General features: G+C 71.8%; 20 protein-coding genes. 7 read left to right on the top strand and 13 right to left on the bottom strand.

The genetic code is table 11. The annotated features are described in order from the left end of the window. The 4 genes from HHX31_RS00925 to HHX31_RS00910 all read left to right on the top strand — a co-directional run bounded on the left by HHX31_RS00925 (nucleotide 1) and on the right by HHX31_RS00910 (nucleotide 4,802). Entirely contained in the window at nucleotides 1–1,323 is a 1,323-nt protein-coding gene (locus HHX31_RS00925) for a sugar ABC transporter substrate-binding protein (protein WP_169944135.1), read from the top strand. Between the two features lie 3 nt (nucleotides 1,324–1,326). Further along, nucleotides 1,327–2,346, top strand: a complete 1,020-nt coding sequence (locus HHX31_RS00920) for a carbohydrate ABC transporter permease (protein ID WP_169944133.1) — start codon at nucleotides 1,327–1,329, stop codon at nucleotides 2,344–2,346. Then, entirely contained in the window at nucleotides 2,343–3,194 is an 852-nt protein-coding gene (locus HHX31_RS00915) for a carbohydrate ABC transporter permease (protein ID WP_169944131.1), read from the top strand. The genes HHX31_RS00920 and HHX31_RS00915 overlap by 4 nt, the downstream gene beginning before the upstream one ends. 123 nt (nucleotides 3,195–3,317) lie before the next feature. Further along, a complete protein-coding gene (locus HHX31_RS00910) occupies nucleotides 3,318–4,802 on the top strand; it encodes a glycoside hydrolase family 3 protein (protein WP_169944130.1) in 1,485 nt (494 codons plus the stop codon). Nucleotides 4,803–4,931: 129 nt separating this feature from the next. Here the strand turns inward: HHX31_RS00910 and HHX31_RS00905 are convergent, their stop codons facing one another. The 3 genes from HHX31_RS00905 to HHX31_RS00895 form a co-directional block, all read right to left on the bottom strand. Further along, nucleotides 4,932–6,110 carry an ROK family transcriptional regulator gene (locus HHX31_RS00905; RefSeq protein ID WP_169944128.1) on the bottom strand — a complete coding sequence of 393 codons (1,179 nt, stop codon included), beginning with the start codon at nucleotides 6,108–6,110 and terminating at the stop codon, nucleotides 4,932–4,934. A gap of 270 nt (nucleotides 6,111–6,380) precedes the next feature. Further along, nucleotides 6,381–7,145 carry an SDR family NAD(P)-dependent oxidoreductase gene (locus HHX31_RS00900; protein WP_169944126.1) on the bottom strand — a complete coding sequence of 255 codons (765 nt, stop codon included), beginning with the start codon at nucleotides 7,143–7,145 and terminating at the stop codon, nucleotides 6,381–6,383. Nucleotides 7,146–7,181: 36 nt separating this feature from the next. Continuing rightward, on the bottom strand, nucleotides 7,182–7,742 hold the full coding sequence (locus HHX31_RS00895; RefSeq protein WP_169944124.1) for an NADPH-dependent FMN reductase: 561 nt from the start codon (nucleotides 7,740–7,742) through the stop codon (nucleotides 7,182–7,184). A gap of 87 nt (nucleotides 7,743–7,829) precedes the next feature. Here HHX31_RS00895 and HHX31_RS00890 point away from each other — a divergent pair, with 87 nt between their 5' ends. The 3 genes from HHX31_RS00890 (at nucleotide 7,830) to HHX31_RS00880 (ending at nucleotide 9,748) form a co-directional block, all read left to right on the top strand. Further along, complete coding sequence (locus tag HHX31_RS00890) at nucleotides 7,830–8,288, top strand: MarR family winged helix-turn-helix transcriptional regulator (RefSeq protein WP_169944122.1); 459 nt, start codon at nucleotides 7,830–7,832, stop codon at nucleotides 8,286–8,288. Nucleotides 8,289–8,463: 175 nt separating this feature from the next. Next, the gene (locus HHX31_RS00885) at nucleotides 8,464–8,928 is read left to right on the top strand and encodes an Rrf2 family transcriptional regulator (protein ID WP_169944119.1); all 465 of its coding nucleotides are present in this window, start codon (nucleotides 8,464–8,466) and stop codon (nucleotides 8,926–8,928) included. Nucleotides 8,929–8,962: 34 nt separating this feature from the next. After that, complete coding sequence (locus HHX31_RS00880; protein ID WP_169944117.1) at nucleotides 8,963–9,748, top strand: Fpg/Nei family DNA glycosylase; 786 nt, start codon at nucleotides 8,963–8,965, stop codon at nucleotides 9,746–9,748. A 318-nt stretch (nucleotides 9,749–10,066) separates the two neighbouring features. Here the strand turns inward: HHX31_RS00880 and HHX31_RS00875 are convergent, their stop codons facing one another. The 10 genes from HHX31_RS00875 to HHX31_RS00830 form a co-directional block, all read right to left on the bottom strand. Next, on the bottom strand, nucleotides 10,067–10,423 hold the full coding sequence (locus tag HHX31_RS00875) for a helix-turn-helix domain-containing protein (RefSeq protein WP_169944116.1): 357 nt from the start codon (nucleotides 10,421–10,423) through the stop codon (nucleotides 10,067–10,069). A gap of 253 nt (nucleotides 10,424–10,676) precedes the next feature. Beyond that, nucleotides 10,677–11,171, bottom strand: coding sequence for a CinA family protein (locus HHX31_RS00870; protein WP_169944114.1), 495 nt, complete (start codon nucleotides 11,169–11,171; stop codon nucleotides 10,677–10,679). After that, nucleotides 11,171–11,944 (bottom strand): CDP-diacylglycerol--glycerol-3-phosphate 3-phosphatidyltransferase, encoded by a 774-nt coding sequence (gene pgsA, locus HHX31_RS00865; protein WP_169944112.1) that lies wholly within the window; start codon nucleotides 11,942–11,944, stop codon nucleotides 11,171–11,173. Before pgsA ends, HHX31_RS00870 begins: the two co-directional genes overlap by 1 nt. After that, on the bottom strand, nucleotides 11,941–13,353 hold the full coding sequence (gene rimO / locus HHX31_RS00860; RefSeq protein ID WP_169944111.1) for a 30S ribosomal protein S12 methylthiotransferase RimO: 1,413 nt from the start codon (nucleotides 13,351–13,353) through the stop codon (nucleotides 11,941–11,943). Before rimO ends, pgsA begins: the two co-directional genes overlap by 4 nt. Before the next feature lie 30 nt (nucleotides 13,354–13,383). Then, on the bottom strand, nucleotides 13,384–14,121 hold the full coding sequence (locus HHX31_RS00855; protein WP_169944109.1) for a helix-turn-helix domain-containing protein: 738 nt from the start codon (nucleotides 14,119–14,121) through the stop codon (nucleotides 13,384–13,386). A 309-nt stretch (nucleotides 14,122–14,430) separates the two neighbouring features. Beyond that, nucleotides 14,431–16,995 (bottom strand): DNA translocase FtsK, encoded by a 2,565-nt coding sequence (locus HHX31_RS00850; RefSeq protein WP_169944107.1) that lies wholly within the window; start codon nucleotides 16,993–16,995, stop codon nucleotides 14,431–14,433. A gap of 55 nt (nucleotides 16,996–17,050) precedes the next feature. Next, the gene (locus tag HHX31_RS00845) at nucleotides 17,051–17,776 is read right to left on the bottom strand and encodes an alpha/beta fold hydrolase (protein ID WP_169944106.1); all 726 of its coding nucleotides are present in this window, start codon (nucleotides 17,774–17,776) and stop codon (nucleotides 17,051–17,053) included. 99 nt (nucleotides 17,777–17,875) lie between these two features. Further along, a complete protein-coding gene (locus HHX31_RS00840; RefSeq protein WP_169944104.1) occupies nucleotides 17,876–18,637 on the bottom strand; it encodes a 4'-phosphopantetheinyl transferase superfamily protein in 762 nt (253 codons plus the stop codon). 24 nt (nucleotides 18,638–18,661) lie between these two features. Next, a complete protein-coding gene (locus HHX31_RS00835) occupies nucleotides 18,662–18,991 on the bottom strand; it encodes a hypothetical protein (RefSeq protein ID WP_169944102.1) in 330 nt (109 codons plus the stop codon). A gap of 215 nt (nucleotides 18,992–19,206) precedes the next feature. Then, nucleotides 19,207–20,823 (bottom strand): acyl-CoA carboxylase subunit beta, encoded by a 1,617-nt coding sequence (locus HHX31_RS00830; protein WP_169944100.1) that lies wholly within the window; start codon nucleotides 20,821–20,823, stop codon nucleotides 19,207–19,209. Nucleotides 20,824–20,835 lie beyond the last annotated feature (12 nt).

The following is a 20,835-nucleotide window of genomic DNA, read 5'->3' as shown; positions in this document are numbered from 1 at the left end:
GTGAAGATCGCTAAGATCGCGGCCGCGACCGCAGCCCTGGCCCTGGGACTCGCCGCTTGCGGAAGCGACGACTCCGGGAACACAACCGCTCCGGCGGCCTCCGCCGCCGCCGACGGTCCCAAGTTCGCCGGCCAGACTCTTACCGTGTGGCGACTCGGTGCCCCCACCGACGTCTTCACCAAGTACATGGACGACCTGAACGCCGAGTTCAAGACGAAGACGGGCGCCGAGGCGAAGGTCCAGTGGATTCCCTGGCCCGACGCCCAGAAGAAGTGGACCACCGCGCTCGCCGGCGGCGAGGGCCCGGACGTCACCGAGTTCGGCAACGACCAGGTCGCCGCGTGGGTGGCGCAGGACGCGCTCGCGGACCTCACCGACGCCGTCAAGAACGACACCGAGCTCCAGCAGATCCCGCAGAACCTGTGGAGCTACGAGACGATCGACGACAAGATCTACGCCGTGCCGTGGGGCGGCGGCACCCGCGCGGTGCTGTACCGCAAGGACTGGTTCGACAAGCTCGGCATCGAGATCCCGAAGACCTGGGACGACCTGCGGGCCGCGGCCAAGAAGATCGTGGACGAGCAGGGCAAGGACGTGGACGGCTTCGCCTTCAACGGCGGCTCCGACGCGAACATGTCCCTGTCGCCGTTCGTCTGGTCCGCCGGCGGCGACTTCGCCAAGTTCGAGGGCGGCAAGTGGGTGGGCCAGCTCACCCAGCCGGGCTTCAAGGAGGGCTTCCAGTTCTACACGGACCTGGTCGCCAAGGACGGCGTCTCCGGCAAGGGCCGCCTGACCCAGAACTCCGTCGACATCGCCCAGCGCTTCGCCGCCGGCAAGGTGGGCATGTACGTGACCGGCGGGTGGGACATCGCCGCCATCAAGGAGCAGAGCAAGGGCAAGGTCGACGACGGGCAGATGGGCTTCTTCTCGCTGCCCGCCAAGGACGGCTCCGGCCCGGCCCCGGCCTTCCAGGGCGGCAACGACATCGCCGTCTGGAAGGATTCCAAGAACCCCGAGCTCGCCCTCGAGTACGTCAAGCTCGCGGCGGGCAAGGAGTTCGGCGTCCGGTACGCGAAGGAGGGCGGCCTGCTGCCGCTCTACCCCGACGCGCTCGCGGAGATGGGCAGCGACCCCGCCCAGAAGCCGTTCACGGACACCTTCAAGGTCGCCAAGGGCTTCCCGGCCAGCCCCAACTGGGCCGAGGCCAACGACACCAAGGCCGTGCTGCAGAACGCGGCGCGTGAGGTGATCGAGGGCAAGAAGAGCGTCGACCAGGCTCTCGCCGACGCCAACACCGAGCTTGAGACGATCCTCAACCAGTAGATCATGACTCAGACGTCAACCCTCGCCCGGGGCGGAGCCGACACCTCCGCCCCGTCGCGGCGCGGTCGCAAGCGGACGCGCGGCTCCGGGCTCTCCCCGAAGGCCGTGCCGTACGCCCTGCTCCTGCCGGGCTTCCTGGTCATCGCGGTGCTGCTGCTCTACCCGATGTACCAGATGATCGAGATGTCCTTCCACAAGGTGGGGCTACGGCAGATCAAGGCCGTCAACCCCGCGCCCGCCGACTTCGTCGGCCTGGACAACTACGAGAGCGTCCTCGGCTCGCCCCTGTTCTGGTCGTCGCTGCGCAACACGGTGGTCTTCGCCCTCGTCACCGTCGCGCTGACGCTCGTCCTCGGGACCCTTGTCGGCCTGCTGCTCGACAAGCTCGGCCCGAAGATGTCGACCTTCGTGGTCGTCGGCATCATGGCCGCCTGGGCGACCCCGCCGACCGCGCAGGCCATCGTGTGGAAGTGGCTGTTCGACTCGGACGCGGGCGTCGTCAACTGGCTGCTGAACCTGCTGCCCGACGGCCTGTCGCGACTGCTGTTCGGCCGCTCGGACTGGAGCGGCCAGCCCTGGTTCAACGACACCTCCACCCTCTACCTCGTGCTGATCGTGGCCGTGGTGTGGGCGTCGTTCCCGTTCGTCGCGGTGTCGGTGCTCGCCGGCCTGAAGAGCATCCCGTCTGAGCTGTACGAGGCGGCGAAGATGGACGGCTCCAGCGCGGCCCGCACGTTCAGGAGGATCACCTTCCCCCTGCTCAAGCCGGTGTTCTCGGTGCTGGTCGTGCTGTCGATCATCTGGGACTTCAAGGTCTTCACCCAGCTCTACCTGCTGGCGGGCGGCACCACGAACCGGGACGCGTTCAACCTGTCGCTGTGGAGCTACGCCGAGGCGTTCGGCGGCAGCTCGCCGAAGCTGGGGCTCGGCGCCGCCATCGCGGTCGTGCTGACCGTGATCCTGCTGCTGATCACCCTCGTCTACGTCCGGCAGATCGTGAAGACGGAGGACGACATCCGATGAACCCGCTCGCGCGCAGGAGAATCGGGCGGATCGCGCTGAACGCGGCCGGGGTCGCGGTGTTCCTCTTCGCGGTCTTCCCCGTCTACTGGATGGTCGCCACGGCCTTCAAGCCGAACGACCAGATCTTCACCACGAGCTTCATCCCGTTCCCCAGCCCGCCGTCGATGGACCACGTGCAGCGGGTCTTCACCAAGGGCGTGGGCGAACTCCCCATCTGGCAGTACCTGCTCAACAGCGCGATCGTGGCGCTCAGCGCCGTCGTGCTCGGCGCGGTCTTCGCCCTGCTGGCGGCGACCGCGGTGGCGCGGTTCCGCTTCCGCTTCCGCACCTCGTTCCTGATCCTGCTGCTGATCGTGCAGATGGTGCCGGCCGAGGCGCTGCTGATCCCGCTGTTCACCATGGTCAAGCGGATCGGCCTGTACGACCAGTTGCTCGGCCTGATCGTCATCAACGTCGGCCTCACGCTGCCGTTCTCCGTCTGGATGCTGCGCACGTTCGTCGTGGCCGTGCCCAAGGAACTGGAGGAGGCGGCCTGGATCGACGGCGCCGGCCGGTTCACCACCTTCTGGCGGGTGCTGTTCCCGCTGGTCGCGCCGGGCCTGGTGGCGACGAGCATCTTCGCCTTCATCACCACCTGGAACGAGTTCGTCTTCGCCCTGACTCTGATCAGCGACCAGGGCAAGTACACGATGCCGGTCGCCCTGAAGTTCTTCGTCGGCCAGCGGTCGACCGACTGGGGCGGCATCATGGCCGCCTCCACCCTCATGACCATCCCGGTCCTCGTCTTCTTCCTGCTGGTCCAGCGGCGGATGGTCTCCGGCCTCGTCGCGGGCGCGGTCAAGGGCTGACGCCCGCCGCCACCGGCATCTCCCCCCTCTCGCGGCCGCCCGCGCGGCCACCGCCCCCGGTGGCCGTACGGGCCCCTGCCCGCGCGCTCTCACCCGCACCGTCACCCAAGGAGCCGAGACACCATGTCCGCCACCCGCGACCCCCTGACGGGGGCCGCCGACCTGTCCACGCGTACCGGCGACCCGGGCCTGCACCGGCTCGCGGCCGGCGCACTGCTGATCTCGTTCCGCGGCACGACCGCGCCGGACTGGGTCATGCGCGGCCTGGAGGACGGCCTGGGCGGCGTCTGCCTCTTCGGATCCAACGTCTCCGGCGGCGAGCAGGTCGCCGCGCTCGTCGCCCGCCTGAGCCGGGCGGGACGCCCGATCGTCTCCCTCGACGAGGAGGGCGGCGACGTCACCCGGCTGGCCTACCACACCGGGAGCGCCTACCCGGGCAACGCGGCGCTCGGCGCGGTCGACGACACGGCCCTGACCGAGCGGGTCTACCGCGCGATGGCCGCCGACCTCGTGCGCTGCGGGGTGAACCTCGACATGGGCCCGGTGGCCGACGTCAACACCGCCGACGACAACCCGATCATCGGCACCCGGTCGTTCGGCTCGTCGCCCGGCCTCGTGGCGCGGCACACGGTCGCCGCCGTACGCGGCCTGCAGTCGGCGGGGGTCGCCGCCTGCGTGAAGCACTTCCCCGGCCACGGCGCCACCCGGCAGGACTCCCACCTGGAGATCCCGGTCGTGGACGCCCCGCTCGACCTGCTCGTGGAGCGGGAACTCGTCCCCTTCGTCGCGGCGATCGAGGCCGGAGCCAAGTCGATCATGACGGCGCACGTGGCGGTCCCCGCGCTGACCGGGGACCTGCCGGCGACCCTCAGCGGGCAGGCGCTGACCCGGCTGCTGCGCCGCGAACTCGGCTACGACGGTGTCGTGCTGACCGACGCCCTCGACATGCACGCGATCAGCGGGAGCGTCGGGCTCGCGGAGGGTGCGGTGCTGGCCCTCTCGGCGGGCGCGGACATGCTGTGTCTCGGGCCGCTGCCCACGCCAGAGGACGTACGGCGCATGCTGGCCCACATCGCGGACGCCGTCCGCGAGGGCAGGCTCGCCGGCGAGCGCCTGGAGGAGGCCGCCGCGCGGGTGGAACGGCTGCGCGACTGGTTCGAGGGCGCGCGTACGGCGGTGGCGGAGGACGACGTCGCCGGGATCGACGCCGCCCGCCGCGCCGTGTCGCTCACGGGGTCGGCGGGGCCGCTGGTCGATCCGTTCGTGGTCGAGGTCGACACGCCGCCGACGATCGCGGTGGGCGAGGTGCCCTGGGGGGTCGCGCCCTGGCTGCCGCAGGCCGAGATCGTCCGGGTCGCGCCGCAGGACGCCGACGCCGGGGCGCTGCTCGGCCGGGCCCGCGACCGCACGCTCATCGTGATCGTCAAGGACGCCCACCGGCACCCGCGCAGCAGGGACCTGGTCTCCAGGCTGCTCGCCGCCCGCCCGGACGCCGTCGTGATGGAGATGGGCCTGCCGATCTGGCGGCCGGGCGCCGGCGCCTACATCGCGACGTACGGCGCGGCCCGCGCCAACACCCAGGCGGCCGTGGAACTGCTCACGGCCTGAACCGCTCCCCCCGCTTTCCCTCGACGGGCGGGAAGGGAGAAGCGATCCCGCTCGAATTCACGGTTCTCGCCGACGGCCGCGAGGCGTTCAGCACATCGGTGGGTTTGGGCCGTATCAGGCGGCTGTCCCTCAGGACGCGAAGATCTCTTCCCTGGCCTGGTCGAGCGCGGCGAGCACGGCGCCGCGCAGCACCGGATTGCCCTCCACCCCGCTCGTGACGACCTGCGGCGGCACCGGGCAGATGCGGGCGACCGCCTCCTCCACGCGGGCGGTCAGCGCCGCCCCGCCGGCCCGGCAGACCTCCCCTGCCAGCACCACGAGGCCGGGGTCGAGCACCACGCACACCGACGCCACGCCGAGGGCGAGCCTGGAGGCGACCTCGTCGAGCAGCGGCTCGCCCGCGGTCCCGGCCGCGACGGCCGCGGTCACGCAGTCGGCTGCGGTGTCGCCGGTGAAGCCGTGCTGCCGGGCCAGTTCCGTGACCGCCTCGGAGCTGACCAGCGACTGCAGGCCGCCCCCGAGCGACGGCATGCGCCCGGGAACCGCCCTGACGTCGCCGGCGAGCGGCACCCCGGGCACCGGCAGGTAGCCGATCTCCCCCGCACTGCCCGACCGGCCGCGGTGCAGCCGTCCGCCCAGCACGACGGCCAGGCCGATGCCCCGGCCCACCCACACGAGCACGAAGTCGTCCACCTCCCGGGCGGCGCCCTTCGCGCGTTCCGCGATAGCGGCGAGGTTGACGTCGTTCTCGATCGTGACGTCCCTGCGCAGGTCGTGGGCGAGCGCCTCGTGGATGCCCTCGTGCCACTGCGGCAGGTCGAAGGAGAACCGCACGTCCCCGGTGCGGGGGTCCACGACGCCGGGCGTGCCGATGACGACGCCGCGCAGCCGTGACAGCGCCACCTTCGCGCTCCTGCACGCCTTCACGACGGCCGTGTGCACGAGTGACACCGGGTCGTCCCGCCCCTCGGGAGTGGCGGTCACCTCGGCCACCACGTCGCCGTGGATGTCGGCGATCGCCGCCGACACCCGGTCGGGGCCGACGTCGAGCCCGGCGACGTACGCGCAGGAGGCGATCACGCCGTACAACGCGGCGTTGGGACCCCGGTTGCCGGCCTGCTCCCCCACGACCTCCACCAGGCCGCGCTCCTCCAGCCGCGCCAGCGTCTGGGACGCGGTGACCTTGGACAGGCCGGTGAGCTCGCCGATCTGGCCGCGCGTCAGGGGTCCCGAGGCGAGCAGCAGTTCGAGGGCGGCCCGGTCGTTGATCTCCCGGAGCAGCCGGGGCACGCCAGGACGTCGCTCCATGCTCCTGCTTTCCATCGTCTGAGTCTCCGGCTCGCCGTCGGTGCGCCCACCCACGCCTCCGCCGGCTCGCTCGGCCCCCGGTGGCGCACCGACCATGTGCGCCCGTGAATGAACAACAAGGTTTCCAGCAAGCTTAGCGAGCCGGCAAGGACGGGGAACGCCCCGGTAGAACGTCTTGATAACGCTCCCATCGTGCCCCCGTCCGCTTCCTCCCCCACGTCTCCGGTGCCCGGCCGCGACGCGCCGGGCACCGGAGACAGCGGGCCGGCGTCACCAGGCGGTCGCGCCCCCGTCGACCGCGTAGTTCACGCCCGTGATGTACGCCGCACGGTCGGAGGCGAGGAAGGCCGCCAGTTCGACGATCTCCTCCGGCCTGGCGAAGCGCTTGAGGAGCGTCTTGCGGGTTATCGCGTCCCTGACCGCCTGGTTGTCGCCGAGATCGCGCTCGCTGGCCGGGGTGAGGACCGGCCCGGGGCTGATCGCCACGGCGCGGATCCCGTGGCGCGCGCCTTCGAGCGCGAGTTGCCGGGTCATGCCGATGACCCCGGCGTTCGCCGCGCTGTGCGCGACCATCGGGGGGACCTCACCGGCGATCATGCCGGCCATGGACGCCACGTTGACGATGACGCCGCCACCCCGCCGGACCAGGTGCGGCCAGGCGAACTTCAACACGAAGAAGGGATTGTCGAGTTCGCTGGCGATGGTCACCCGCCAGTCTTCCACCGAGAAGTCCGGCACCGGCCCGAAGCGCGGCCTGGCCGCGTTGTTGTAGACGACGTCGAGCCCGCCGTAGGCGGCCACGGCGTCCTCGACCATCCGCCGCGCCTGTTCCGGGTCTGTGAGGTCGACGGGCGCGATGCCCGTCATGTCACCTCCGGCGCGCCGGACGAGTTCCACCGTCTCGTCGTTCGCCTCGACCTGGATGTCGCACCCGACGACCTTCGCGCCCTCTCGCGCGAAGACCAGCGACGCGACCCTGCCCTGACCTCCGGCGGTGCCGGTGATCAGAACCACCTTGCCGTCAAGCGTCCCCATCGAGTCCCCCTCCCGCTTCCTGTGAACGGCGCCGGCTCAACGGGTGCGCAGCGGCGCGAGCGCCCTGCTCCACGCGACGACCTGGTCCAGCATCGCGGTGAGCGAGTCGAGCTGGAACTCGCTGGGCGTGAACACGCTGAAGTCCTTGAAGTCGGTGAAGAGCGACAGCGCCACCTGGGCTCGCACGTCCGCCATCTGCAGCTCACCGGCGATCAGGCGCAGGTGCTCCACCGCGCGGGTGCCGCCGACCGAGCCGTAGCTGACGAAACCGACGGCCTTGTTGTTCCACTCGCCGTACAGGAAGTCGATGGCGTTCTTCAGCGCGCCCGACGTCGAGTGGTTGTATTCCGGCGTCACCATGACGAACCCGTCGAACGACGCGATCTTGCCGGCCCACGCCATCGTGTGCGGCTGCGTGTACTGACCCAGCGACGGCGGCAGCGCCTCGTCGAGGTGCGGGAGTTTGTAGTCGAGCAGGTCGACGAGCTCGAACTCCGCGTCGGTCCGCCGCGCGGCGACCTGGTGCACCCAGTGGGCGACGGCCTCCCCGTTGCGTCCGGGGCGGGTGCTGCCGAGGATGATCCCGATTCTGGTCATGACGATCTCCGTTTCCCGAAAGCGAAATACTTGCTTCGCGAAGGAAGCATATGAATGCTTCGTTCGCGAAGCAAGTAGAATGTGGGCATGACCACATCGGAGCCGATGAGGCCGCTGACCGACGACGAGGACGCGCTCGTCCGCGCGCTGCCTCGCCTGATCTACGCGCTCCCCCGCGCGATCGACGCCGACCTGGTGCGGGAACAACAGTTGCCGCTCATCGAGTGGATCGCGCTGATGCGGTTGCAGGAGGCGCCGGAGCGGCGGATGCGGATGGGCGAGCTCGCGGTCGCCTGCGAGCTGTCGCTGAGCGGGATGACCCGCATCGTCACCGTCCTCGAGCGGCAAGGCCTGGTCGAGCGCGTCAGGAGCGCCGACGACGCCCGCGGGTTCAACGCCGTCCTCACCGACGCCGGCCTCGCCCGCCTGGAACGGGCGTGGCCGAGCAACCTGGCCAGCGTGCGCAGGCACTTCCTCGACCACCTCGAAGGCATCGATCTCGCGCGCCTCGCCCGTGCGATCCAGAACGTCGCGGGTGACGCCTGAGGCGGTGCGCGGCAGCCCTGAGCCCGGCGGGAGCCACGGCGGTGGCCGTCGACCCGCCGCGTGCCGTGCTCCTGGCCGCTCCCCCGTCGTACGGCCGCGTCTGGATGAGGCCCTTCCGGGGTCATGTGGGCGGGCGACGTCCTACCGAGGTCAACCAGGCGGGATAATCGACTACATGCGACTTTCTGCCCGTGTCGACTACGCCCTCCGTGCCGCCGCCGAGCTCGCCGCCGCGGGCGAGGGACCCACCACGGTGGGCGAGCTGGCCAAGGAGCAGGAGATGCCCCCCAAATACCTGGAGAACATCCTGCTGCAGATGCGGCGCGCCGGACTGGTGCGCGGTCAGCGGGGTCCAGAGGGGGGTTATGTCCTGGCACGGCCGGCCAGCAAGATCTCACTCGCGGACGTCATCCGCGCGGTGGACGGACCGCTGGCCAACGTCCGGGGCGAACGGCCCGAGCACGTCGGCTACCAGGGCGCCGCGCAGGCGCTGCAGCAGGTGTGGATCGCCTTGCGGGCGAGCGAGCGGGCCATCCTCGAAGAGGTCACCCTGGAGCAGATCGCCAAGGGCGAGCTGCCGGCGCGGGTGACCGAGCTCGCCGCCGACCCGGCGGCGTGGGACTCGCACATGCCCGTGTGAGCCGCCTGGCCACGATCCTCACGGGAGGAGAGCCGTGCCGGAGGGTGACGCCGTCTACCGGACCGCCAAGCGGCTCAGGCAGGCCCTCGACGGCCGGAGGCTGACCCGCAGCGACTTCCGGGTGCCCCGGTACGCCACCGCCGACCTGCGCGGCCGCACCGTGATGACGACGATCTCGCGTGGCAAGCATCTCCTGACCCGGGTGGAGGGCGGCCTCACGGTCCACACCCACCTGCGCATGGAGGGAAGCTGGCGGGTCGGCCCCGCCGGCGGCCCGGCGCCCAGGGGCGACGTGGTCCGGCTGATCCTCGCCAACGCCGAGTGGCAGGCGGTCGGCACCCGGCTGGGGATGGTCGATCTCGTGCCCACCGACCGCGAGGAGCGGGTCGTCGGGCATCTCGGCCCGGACCTGCTCGGTCCCGACTGGGACGCGGCCCTGGCCGTGCGCAACCTGCTGCGCGCCCCGGAGCGGACGATCGGGGAGGCGCTGCTCGACCAGCGCGACCTCGCCGGCATCGGGACGATCTGGCGGGCCGAGACGCTGTACGCCGCGCGGGTGTCGCCGTGGCGTCCGGTGGGATCCTTCCCCGCGGATGACCTGGAGGCGCTGGTCTCAGTCGCCCACCGTCTCCTCGACGCGAACAAGGACGCGCGGTTTCCCGTGACGACGGGCGACCCGCGCCCCGGGCGGTCGTTGTTCGTGTACGGGAGGACGCACCAGGCCTGCCGCCGCTGCGGCGCCCCGATCAGGCGCGGGGAGATGGGACCTCAGCCGTCCGAGCGGCTCGTCTACTGGTGCCCCGCCTGCCAGCGGGACTGACCGGCGAAGGACCCGACCGAGGGACTGTCCGGCGGACGCGACCGGCGGAGACAGCGCGGGACTGACCGGCGAAGGACGCGACCGAGGGACAGATCGCCGAACACGACCGGCGGAGACAGCGCGAAAGAGAACGCGTGAACGCCTGCGGGGGGCAGGCACCCGTCTGCAGGGCCGGGACGGGCACCCGGCTTCGGCCCTCACCAGGGCACACCCCGCACCGCGAGCGCGGGCCACACCTGACCCTCTGCCCACCGGCACGGACCGGCCAGGCGACGTCGCGGGGACGCCTCGGCCGCGCGACGGGGTGAAATCCGCCGCCTAGGCGGCGACCATGTCCTTGACTTCCGGGAAACCCTCGAACTCCGGCCCCGCGGGCACGGTCTCGGGGATGGGCAGGCGCTCGTGCTCAGGCACATCCGCGAGCACGGGGGCGGCCTGCAGCTCGGCCAGCGCGAACTGGTCGGACACCTCGCGCAACACCTGGGACAGCGGCACACCGAGTGCGCCGCAAATCGAGGCGAGCAGCTCGGAGGAGGCCTCCTTCTGGCCGCGCTCGACCTCGGACAGATAGCCGAGTGAGACACGCGCCACCGTGGAGACCTCACGGAGGGTGCGATTCTGCCGCACCCTCAGCCGCCGCAGTACGTCACCGAGCAGCTGACGCAGCAGGATCATCTGTCGCTCCCTCCCCAGGGGGGGCGCCTTCACGACGCCTCGCACGGTGGGCTCATGCCGCCCCTTCTTCATCTGCCCTTCGTACATACGCCTCGCCGTCATCATGGGTTCGCTCGGCCCCTTCGCCGGGCGCGTGCCTGTCTTGCTCCTCGCCGATGGCTCACGGACCTCACTCACAGCTCCACCGTACCTGTAGAGGGCGACACCGCGGCAGACCGATGCGAGCATGTTCGCTGGGGACGTAACGCGGTGATCACCCGGAATGTTCCCCCGAATTTGCCTTCAGCACACCTTCCAGCAGCTTCAACGCTTCCAGGCACGTGGTGTTTCTGATGGAGTCCCTGTCTCCGGTCAGGCGCAGGTCACGGTGCCAGACGCGCTCACCAGGCCCCGCCAGCGCGATGTGGACCGTGCCGACCGGCTTGCCGTCCTGCGGGTCGGGGCCGGCGACCCCCGTCACCGCGAGGCCGTAGTCGGCCTCTGTGAGTTTCCGCACTCCGGCCGCCATGGCCGCGGCCACGCCGGGATGCACCGCCCCCTCCGCGTCGAGGAGGTCGGGAGGGACGCCGAGAAGGCTCGCCTTCAACTCGGTGGCGTACGCGATGACCCCGCCGCGGAACGCGGCCGAGGCCCCCATCGGGCCGGTCATCGCGGCGCCGATGAGGCCGCCCGTAAGCGACTCCGCCACGGCTGCCGTCGCGCCCTGCCTGACCAGCAGGGACAGCACCTCGCCTGCCAGGCCCATCATCAGGTTCTCGCGCTCCTGGCCAACTGCCGCAGCCGCACCGCCCGCACCACGTAGTCGGCTCCCGTCCCCACCGTGACCAGCAGGGCGAGGCCCATCGCCGCCCACCTGACCAGGTCGGGCATCACCGGCACGATGTAGAGGGCGATGGCCACGATCTGCAGCACGGTCTTCACCTTGCCGCCGTAGCTGGCGGGGATGACCCCGTGCCTGATCACGAGGAAGCGCAGCAGCGTCACCCCGGCCTCGCGGGCGATGATCACGAGTGTGACCCACCACGGGACCTCGCCGAGCCACGACAGGCTGACCAGCGCGGCGCCGATCAGCGCCTTGTCCGCGATCGGGTCGGCGATCTTCCCGAAATCCGTGATCAGCGCGTACTTCCTGGCGAGCCAGCCGTCTAGCTGGTCGGTCAGGGAGGCGAGCAGGAACACGCCGAGGGCCGCCAGACGCCAGGCCTGCCCCTCGGCGAACATGAAGACGATGAAGACGGGCACGATCGCCAGCCTGGCGATCGTCAGGACGTTCGCGATGTTCCAGGTGCTGACACGGCGCGCCTGGCCCTCCGCCGCGGCCCCCGCGGCCGGCGGCTCCGGGGCGGCGGGCACCGCAGGAGTGGGCATGGCCGGCGTGGGCATGGCCGGAGCGGCGGGCACGGCCGGCCCGGCGGCGACAGCGGGCATGGCGGGCATGGCGACGACCGGCGGCGTCATCGGCTCGCCCGCCACCTCTCCCGGGCCCGCCACGTCCACCGGCGGCTCACCGCGCTCCGTCATGTGCCTGCCTTGATCCGGGCGATGAGGTCGACCCCCTCGGAGTCGACGGCGACCGCCTGGACGATCTGGCCGGGGACCAGGCCGATGCCCTGGACCGTGACCGCGCCGTCCACCTCCGGCCCCTGGTGGGCCGCCCGGCCCTCGTAGCCGCCGTCGCCGAGGTCCTCCTCGATCAGGACCTCGAGCTCGGTGCCGATGCGCTCCTCGGCCCGCTGGGCGGTCAGCTCCTCCGCGAGCTCGGTCAGCGTCGCGACCCGCTCGTCGATCACGTCCTGGTCGAGCTTGCCGCCGAAGCCGTACGCCTCGGTGCCGTCCTCGTCTGAGTAGCCGAACACGCCGACGACGTCGAGCCTGGCCTCCTCGATGAAGCCAACGAGCTCGTCGAACTCCTCCTGCGTCTCCCCGGGGAACCCGACGATGAAGTTGGACCTGACGCCCGCCTCCGGGGCGCGTTCGCGGATCTGCGCGAGCAGGCCGAGGAACCTCTCGGGGTCGCCGAAGCGCCGCATCCGCCGCAGCACGGTCCCGCTCGCGTGCTGGAAGGACAGGTCGAAGTAGGGCGCGACGCCCTCGGTCGAGGCGATCACGTCGAGCAGGCCGGGCCGCAGTTCGGCGGGCTGCAGGTAGCTGACGCGGACCCGCTCGATGCCCTCGGTCGCGGCCAGCGGGGGCAGCAGCTTCTCCAGTGCGCGCAGGTCGCCCAGGTCCTTGCCGTACGACGTGGAGTTCTCGCTGACGAGCACGAGCTCCTTGACGCCCTGGGTGGCCAGCCAGGCGGCCTCGGCGAGCAGGTCCTCCGGCCGGCGGGAGACGTACGAGCCGCGGAAGGCCGGGATCGCGCAGAAGGTGCAGCGCCGGTCGCAGCCGGACGCGAGCTTGAGGGAGGCGACCGGGCCGCCGGTGAGCCGCTTGCGCAGGGTGCGCGGGCCGCTGGCGGGGACGACCCCCGCGGGGAGCGCGTCGTCCTGGCCGTGCCCGGGGATGTGCGCCTGGGCGGCCGAGCGCTCGACCGGAGAGATCGGCAGGAGCGTGCGGCGGTCCCTGGGCGAGTGCGGGACGAGCGGCCTGCCCGCGAGCACGTCGTCGAGACGCTCCCCGATGTCGGCGTAGTCGTCGAAGGAGATCACCGACGCCTCGGGCAGGGCGTCGGCGAGCTGCGCGCCGTACCGCTCGGCCATGCAGCCCGCCGCCACCACCTTCGCGCCCGAGTCGGCCGCGGCGAGCAGGGTGTCGATCGAGTCCTTCTTCGCCGAATCGATGAAGCCGCACGTGTTGACGACGACGACGTCGGGATCGTCGTCGCCGGTGTGCCAGCCGGCGGCCTCCAGGCGAGCGGCCAGCTCCTCGGAGTCGACCTCGTTGCGGGCGCAGCCCAGCGTGATCAGCGATACGGTTCGGCGAGAAGACATGATGCGAACTACGGTATCGGCAGTCGGCGATTAACGGGGACTCGGGCCGCCCGCCGCGAAGGTGCGGCGGACCATCTGGCCGTCCCTGCCGAGGGTGCCGACGTCCTTTCCGTTGACCTCCACGCGGACCGCTCCGGCGTCGCCGATGACCATCCGCACCTTGTCCTTGGCCGAGTAGGTCGTGGTCTTCCCCTCGGGCAGGGTCCCCTGGAAGATCTCCTTGCCCTTGGCGTCCTTCACGTCGATGTAGGCGGGCTTGCGCGTGGTGACCTTCACGACCACGCGGCCGGGCGTGAGGGCCTCCTCGAAGGTCTTCTTGTCGTGGGCCTTGTCCTGCCGCGCGTGCAGGTGCGGCGCCGTCACCGGAACCTGGGCGGCCGTCGGGCCCGCCTTCTCGCCGGCGCCTCCGAGCATCCGCGCGACGACGACGACCACGACGATGGCCAGGGCGACCGCGGCGGCCTTCGTCCAGCCGGGCGCTATGCGGGCCCGCTCGCCCACGTCGCCCCTGAACACGGCCGACGCCCTGACCGGCGACGCGATGTCGGCGTTCTCCTGCGCGTACTGCCGCAGCACCTCGTCCGGGTCCAGGCCGAGAGCGGAGGCGATCGCCTGCAGGTGTCCGCGTACGTAGAAGTCGCCCACCGAGAAGTCGTCCTGCTCGAAGCGTTCGATGACGGTCTCGCGGATCCGCGTGCGTTCGCCGAGCTGACGCACGGTCAGCCCGGCGCGCTCACGGGCCTCGGCCAAAACAGCACCAACGCTCATCGTTCCGCCCCCTGTCTCCAGCGCACCGTCGTCCAGCTCACCCCGCGATGCGTAGTTAGTCGCATTCAATCAGTAACTAACTACGGAGGGTACCCAGAGGGGGACATCGAGCAACTACCCTGTCACTTCCAGACTGGTTTAGGGGACGGGGCGGGACACGACGATCTCCAGGCTGGAGATCCGCTCCTCGGCGGGGGTGGGGCCCGGCCACGTCTTCGCCGCCGGGCCGGTCATGCGGCGGCGGTACGAGGGCATGGCGCGCGGGCCCGCCCCTCAGGGCGGGCCGGGCCTGAGGGGCGGGCGGCGGCCCTACGCCCCCCCGCGCAGATCGGCGAGCAGGCCGGGCAGCTCGTCGGGCTTGACCAGCACCTCCCTGGCCTTGGACCCCTCGCTCGGGCCGACCACGTTGCGGCTCTCCAGCAGGTCCATCAGCCGACCGGCCTTGGCGAAGCCGACGCGCAGCTTGCGCTGCAGCATGGACGTGGACCCGAACTGCGTCGACACGATCAGCTCGGCCGCCTGGACGAGCAGGTCGAGGTCGTCGCCGATCTCCTCGTCGACCTCCCGCTTGGCGGCGGCGGGCGCGGCGACGTCCTCCCGGTACTCGGCCTGCATCTGGGCCTTGCAGTGGGCGACGACCTCCCCGATCTCCTTCTCGGAGACGAACGCGTTCTGCAGCCGCATCGGCTTGCTCGCGCCCATCGGCAGGAACAGCGCGTCGCCCTGCCCGACCAGCTTCTCCGCGCCCGGCTGGTCGAGGATGACCCGCGAGTCGGCGAGCGAGGAGGTCGCGAACGCCAGCCGCGACGGCACGTTCGCCTTGATCAGACCGGTGACGACGTCCACGGACGGCCGCTGGGTGGCGATGACCAGGTGGATGCCGGCGGCCCTGGCGAGCTGCGTGATGCGGACGATCGAGTCCTCCACGTCGCGCGGCGCGACCATCATCAGGTCGGCCAGCTCGTCCACGATCACCAGCAGGTACGGGTACGGCTGGTAGACCCGCTCGCTGCCCGGCGGCGGCACCAGCTTGCCCGCCCTTACGGCCTTGTTGAAGTCGTCCACGTGCCGGAAGCCGCTGGCCGCGAGGTCGTCGTAGCGCCGGTCCATCTCGCCCACCACCCATTCGAGGGCCTCGGCGGCCTTCTTCGGGTTCGTGATGATCGGCGTGATGAGGTGGGGGATCCCCTCGTACACGCTGAGCTCCACCCGCTTGGGGTCGACCAGCACCATCCGGACCTCGTCGGGCGTGGCCCGCAGCAGGATCGAGGAGATCAGCCCGTTGATGCACGTCGACTTGCCCGCGCCGGTGGCGCCCGCGATGAGGATGTGCGGCATCTTGGCCAGGTTGGCCACTATCGTGCGGCCCTCGACGTCCTTGCCGAGCCCGACGATCATCGGGTGGTGGTCGGCCTGGGCCACCTGCGAGCGCAGCACGTCGCCCAGCGACACGAGGTCCTTGTCGACGTTGGGGATCTCCACGCCGATCGCCGACTTGCCGGGGATCGGGGACAGGATCCGCACGTCCGCGGACTTGACGGCGTAGGCGATGTTCTTGGTGAGCGCGGTGACCTTCTCGACCTTGACGGCCGGGCCCAGCTCGATCTCGTACCGGGTCACCGTCGGCCCCCGGGTGAACCCGACGACCTGCGCGTCGATGGAGAACTGCTCGAGCACGCTGGTCAGCGCGTTCAGGACCGTCCGGTTGGCCTTGGTCTCCTGCTTGGGCGCGCTGCCCGGCCGCAGCAGCGCGAGGTCAGGCAGCGTGTAGGGCCCCTCCTGGCTGGACAGGACGAGCTGCTCGACCTTGCGCGGCGCGGGTGTCGGCAGCGGGGGCTGCGGCCCCTGCCTGGGGATCCGCATCTCCGGCTCGGTCGGCTCGGCCGGATCCGCAGCCTCGTCCATCAGGCCGGGGACGATCTCCGGCGAGTGGTCCTTGTCCGACAGCACCGGCGTGTCGTACGGCTTGACGCCGTCGCCGCCCTCGGACCCTTCTCGCCCGCCGCCCGGCTGCCTGCGCCCGCGCTTGCGCGGCGCCGACGGCTTGCGGGTCTCCCCGGTCTCCTCCGGCCGATGGAAGAGCATGTGCTGGATCTCGGCGAGGCGCTCGGGGATGCGGTGCACCGGCGTCGCGGTGATGACCAGCAGGCCGAAGCCGGACAGCATCAGCAGCAGCGGGATCGTGATGAACGCCGGCAGGATGCTCGACGGCGGCGCCGAGACGATGAAGCCGACCATGCCGCCCGCCGCCGACACGTTGTCCATGCCGTCGCTGGGTCCCCCCGAGGGGTACGGCGTGCCGTGGGCGACGTGCACGATCCCGAGGATCCCGGCCAGCAGCGCGGTCCAGCCGATGCCCATCCTGCCGGTCTCGGCGTTCTGGTCGGGGTGGCGCAGCAGCCGCCAGGCGAGCACCGCGAGCAGCACGGGCACCGCCCAGGCGAGCGCCCCCACCGTCCCGCGCACCACGGCGTCGACGATCGCGGCGAACCCCGTCTTGGTGTCCCGCCAGGTCAAAGTGGCGATCACGATGGCGCCCGCGAGCACCGACAGGCCCTGCCCGTCGCGGCGGTGCACGGGGTCGAGGTCGCGCGCGCCCTGTCCCAGCGCCCGCGCGGCCGCGCCCACGCTGTTCGCCACCAGCATCCACATGCCGATGACGAGCTTGCCGATCACCATGAAGAACCAGCTGACCGGGTCCTGGCCGGTGGCGACCGGCCGTCTGGGCGCGGGCCTGGGCGCCGCCCTGCCTCGGGAGCCCGCCGGGGGCCGTCTCTGGGAACCCGCCGGGGATCGCTTCGGGGAAGCCGCACGGGATCCGGAGCGCGACGAGGGGCGCTTGCCGGACCCCTGTCCGGACGTACGGGTGGCCATGATGCCGAAGTTACCCCGGATGCGGGCGATTCCCGGGGCGGCGCGCCGGGACGCCCTACTCGGCGCGTGCGGCGATCCGGTGCAGGAGATGGGCGAGCCGCCCCGGCGCCGAGATCATGGGCCAGTGCCCGGTCGGGAGGGTGTGGAAGCGCCAGTTCGGGGCGGCGCGCATGGCGTCGACGTCCGCGGCGACGCGTCCGTCGAAGTGCTCCATCGAGCAGACGACGTACGTGGCGCGCTGCTGCGTCAGGGGGCGGGTGAGGACGGCGGGCTCCGCGACGGTGCGCCCCGGATGGCCGACGAGCCGATCGGCCAGCCACCGCGCCTGCCGCCGGGTCAGGCCCTGCCCCTCGCCAACGACGGCGGCGTCGGGGGCGGGCCAGCGGCCGCCGTTGTCCTCGATGAGCCGCAGTTCGGCGGCGTGCTGACGCTCGGGGAACGCGTGCAGCATCGACTTGCCGTCGTGCGGCAGGAACGCCTCGACGAACACCGTGTGCGCCACCCGGTCGGCCGCGCGGTCGGCGACCTGCCCGGCCACGATGCCCGAGTAGCTGTGCGCGACGAGGACGACGTCGCGCAGGTCCTCCTCCTCCAGCAGCGACAGCACGGTGCCGACGTGCGTCTCGAGTCCGACGCCGGCGACGTCCCCGTCGGGGTCGGCCAGGCCCGGGAGCGTGATCGCGCGAGTGGCGTGACCGTGACCACGCAGGCGCCGGGCCACCGGCCCCCACGCCCAGGCGCCCATCCAGGGGCCGGGGATCAAGATGAAGCCCTTGTTCACGAGAATCAGCCTTCTTCTGGTCGGCCAGGTGCGGAGCTACCCTGCGCGGCGGGCCTCACCCGCCATTGAGCGCCTCACACCGGGAGTCGTCAACGCCGGTCACGCGGCCTGGCGTGCCGTCGCGATCCCGGCGCGCCCGCGCAGGAGCGCAGCGTCCGCCTCGCGGATGGTGATGCCGTGGTCGCCGCCGACGACCGCGACGACGGCGACGTACCCCGGGCCGGGGTCGAGCGGGTGGATCCGCACCGCTTCCGGCGGCACGTCGACGGGCCAGCCGAGCAGCGCGGGGCTCTCCCCCGGACCTGTCACCTCGACCCGGTCCGGCGAGATCCGCAGTCCGTGCCCGGTGGCCTTGAGCGCCGCCTCCTTGCGCACCCAGATCCGGGCGAAGCCCTCGTACCGCGCGTGCTCGGGGAGCGCCGCGAGGGCCTGGCGCTCGCTCTCGGTCAGCGCGCAGCGCGCCAGGTCGTCCACCGGCGTCTCGGGCACCGCCTCCACGTCGACGCCCAGCGGCCCCACGTCCGTCAGCGCCACCGCGACCCTGTCGCCGGAGTGGGAGATGGAGACGTGCAGGCTCTCCTCCTCCGTCACGACGCGGGGCTTGCCGTGGTACCTGTCGCAGTCGGGGCACGTCCGGTCCACCACCACGTCCGCGGGGCGGACTCCCAGCCGGTCGCCGGCCGCCTCCCGCAGCAGCCACGCCCCGGTCAGGAAGCGCCGGCGGTCCGGCTCACGGCGGAAGCGCGCCGCACGCCGCAGTTCGTTCGCACTGAGGTCACCCACCAGGGTCTCGATCGTTTCCTGCCGCGGGTCCGCCCACCACACCTGGCACTCACCCGCCGTCACAGCCGAGGCGATCATCGGTTGTCTCCTTCTGTTCGCGTCCTACTGCCGGGGGCCGTCGAGGGAACGGCAGGCGACCAGTTCCAGGTGGCTCACTTCGGGGGTGGCGAGGATCCTCGTCACCTCGGCGCGGACTCCGCCCGCCGTCGTCCCCTCGGCGCGGACTCTGATGACGATGTCGCCCGCGACGTGTTCGAGGTGCTTGTGCCAGCTCCCGGGAAGAAGCGCGAGCACCCGGATCCCGTCCACCGGCGAGCCCGGCGCCGCCTGCCCGTCCGTCCGCCGCACCGTCAGCTGAACCAGCATGGCCTCGGCTCCCTCTCCGGCCGCCGGCCCGGCGACCTCGCGTGCCGCCGCGTCCCTGGCCGGCACACGGCTCCTGCGGGGAGGCGGGCGCCCGGGGGCCGTCTCCGTCCGCTGCCTTCTGTCGTCACACCATCAATGTGCGGCCGTGGGGTGGTGGGGAACCAGGGCTTGGCCAGGCAGCAAGCTGCAGCGGGGTTACCGCATCCTGCCAGCGGAGGAGTCCGGGCACGCGAACGCCCGCCGCCGCCCGTGCGGGCGGGGCGGGCGCGGAGACGGTGCGTTTAGAGGGGGACGTTCCCGTGCTTGCGCTGGGCCCCTGGCTTGCGCTTGTCACGCAGCATGGCGAGGCCGCGGGCGACGGCGGAGCGCGTCTGCGCCGGGTCGATCACGTCGTCGACCAGGCCGCGCTCGGCGGCGTACTGCGGGTGCACCAGCTCGCCGGCGTACCGCGCGAGCAGTTCGGCGCGCAGTCCCGCCGGGTCGGTCGCGGCGGCGAGCTCACGGCGGAAGACGACGTTGACCGCCCCCTCCGCGCCCATCACCGCGATCTCGTTGGTCGGCCACGCCAGCGACAGGTCCGCGCCGATCGACCGGGAGTCCATCACGATGTAGGCCCCGCCGTACGCCTTGCGGAGGATGACCTGGACGCGGGGCACGGTCGCCTCGCAGTACGCGTAGAGCAGCTTTGCGCCGTGCCTGATGATGCCGGCGTACTCCTGCTCGGTGCCGGGGAGGAAGCCCGGCACGTCGACGAGGGTCACCAGCGGGATGTTGAAGGCGTCGCAGAACCGGACGAACCTGGCCGCCTTCTGCGCCGCGTCGGCGTCCAGCACGCCGGCGAGCACCAGCGGCTGGTTGCCGACGATCCCGACCACCGCGCCGTCCACGCGGGCGAGGGCGCAGATGACGTTGCGCGCCCAGCCTTCGTGCAGTTCGAGGAAGTCGCCGTCGTCGACCACCTCCGCGATCACCTCGCGCATGTCGTACGGCTTGCTGGGCTCGGCCGGGACGATCTCCGCCAGGCGCGGGCGGGCGTCGTGGGTCGCGCCGCACGCCGGCCCCGCGGGCGGCGGTTCGAGGTTGTTGCCCGGCAGCATCGACAGCAGGTAGCGCACCTCCGCCAGGCAGGCCTCCTCGTCCTCGTGCACGAACGCCGCCACGCCGGACCGGGTCCCGTGGACCTGGGCGCCGCCCAGCTCCGCGTGGGTGACCCGCTGGCCGGTCACGGCCTCGACGACGTCCGGTCCCGTCAGGTAGAGCTGCGAGGTGCCCTGCACCATGAAGGTGAAGTCGGCGAGCGCGGCGGAGTAGGCCGCGCCTCCGGCGCAGGGCCCGAGCACGACGCTGATCTGCGGGATCACGCCGGACGCCTGCACGTTGCGCCGGAAGATGCCGCCGTATCCGTTGAGGGACATCACCCCCTCCTGGATCCGCGCGCCGCCGCTGTCGTTCAGGCCGATGAACGGCGAGCCGGTGGACATGGCGAGGTCCATCACCTTGTGGATCTTCTCGGCGTGCGCCTCTCCCAGCGCGCCGCCGAAGATCGTGAAGTCCTGGGCGTAGACGAACACCCGCCTGCCGTGCACGGTGCCCGAGCCCGCGACGACGCCGTCGGTGTGGGGGCGCCGCCCGTCCATGCCCAGCCCCTGCGCCCGGTGGCGCCGGTAGATGTCGATCTCCACGAACGAGTCCTCGTCGAGCAGCATCTCCAGCCGCTCGCGGGCGGTCCGCTTGCCGAGCGCGTGCTGCCTGGCCACGCCGTCCGGCCGGCCCGCGACCGTACGGGCGCGCAGGCGGGCCAGTTCCTCGCGCAGCGCCCCCATGGAACGGGCCCGCCGCTCCGGGGGCGTACGCGGCGGCGGGCCGGCCGGTGCGACGTCGAGTTCCGAGATGCTCATCAGCGCTCCTTC

It is taken from the genome of Microbispora sp. H11081 (assembly GCF_012999535.1).
Lineage (GTDB): Bacteria > Actinomycetota > Actinomycetes > Streptosporangiales > Streptosporangiaceae > Microbispora.
Note: the sequence above shows the minus strand (reverse complement) of the source record. Positions and strands in the feature narration are given on the sequence as shown.

Bases quoted from the DNA above. Each gene is read 5' to 3' on its own strand.
- HHX31_RS00920 (WP_169944133.1), top strand. From the start codon at position 1,327: ATGACTCAGACGTCAACCCTCGCCCGGGGCGGAGCCGACACCTCCGCC.
- HHX31_RS00915 (WP_169944131.1), top strand. From the start codon at position 2,343: ATGAACCCGCTCGCGCGCAGGAGAATCGGGCGGATCGCGCTGAACGCG.
- HHX31_RS00910 (WP_169944130.1), top strand. From the start codon at position 3,318: ATGTCCGCCACCCGCGACCCCCTGACGGGGGCCGCCGACCTGTCCACG.
- HHX31_RS00905 (WP_169944128.1), bottom strand. From the start codon at position 6,110: ATGGAGCGACGTCCTGGCGTGCCCCGGCTGCTCCGGGAGATCAACGAC.
- HHX31_RS00900 (WP_169944126.1), bottom strand. From the start codon at position 7,145: ATGGGGACGCTTGACGGCAAGGTGGTTCTGATCACCGGCACCGCCGGA.
- HHX31_RS00895 (WP_169944124.1), bottom strand. From the start codon at position 7,742: ATGACCAGAATCGGGATCATCCTCGGCAGCACCCGCCCCGGACGCAAC.
- HHX31_RS00890 (WP_169944122.1), top strand. From the start codon at position 7,830: ATGACCACATCGGAGCCGATGAGGCCGCTGACCGACGACGAGGACGCG.
- HHX31_RS00885 (WP_169944119.1), top strand. From the start codon at position 8,464: ATGCGACTTTCTGCCCGTGTCGACTACGCCCTCCGTGCCGCCGCCGAG.
- HHX31_RS00875 (WP_169944116.1), bottom strand. From the start codon at position 10,423: ATGATCCTGCTGCGTCAGCTGCTCGGTGACGTACTGCGGCGGCTGAGG.
- HHX31_RS00870 (WP_169944114.1), bottom strand. From the start codon at position 11,171: ATGATGGGCCTGGCAGGCGAGGTGCTGTCCCTGCTGGTCAGGCAGGGC.
- pgsA (WP_169944112.1), bottom strand. From the start codon at position 11,944: ATGACGGAGCGCGGTGAGCCGCCGGTGGACGTGGCGGGCCCGGGAGAG.
- rimO (WP_169944111.1), bottom strand. From the start codon at position 13,353: ATGTCTTCTCGCCGAACCGTATCGCTGATCACGCTGGGCTGCGCCCGC.
- HHX31_RS00855 (WP_169944109.1), bottom strand. From the start codon at position 14,121: ATGAGCGTTGGTGCTGTTTTGGCCGAGGCCCGTGAGCGCGCCGGGCTG.
- HHX31_RS00850 (WP_169944107.1), bottom strand. From the start codon at position 16,995: ATGGCCACCCGTACGTCCGGACAGGGGTCCGGCAAGCGCCCCTCGTCG.
- HHX31_RS00840 (WP_169944104.1), bottom strand. From the start codon at position 18,637: ATGATCGCCTCGGCTGTGACGGCGGGTGAGTGCCAGGTGTGGTGGGCG.
- HHX31_RS00830 (WP_169944100.1), bottom strand. From the start codon at position 20,823: ATGAGCATCTCGGAACTCGACGTCGCACCGGCCGGCCCGCCGCCGCGT.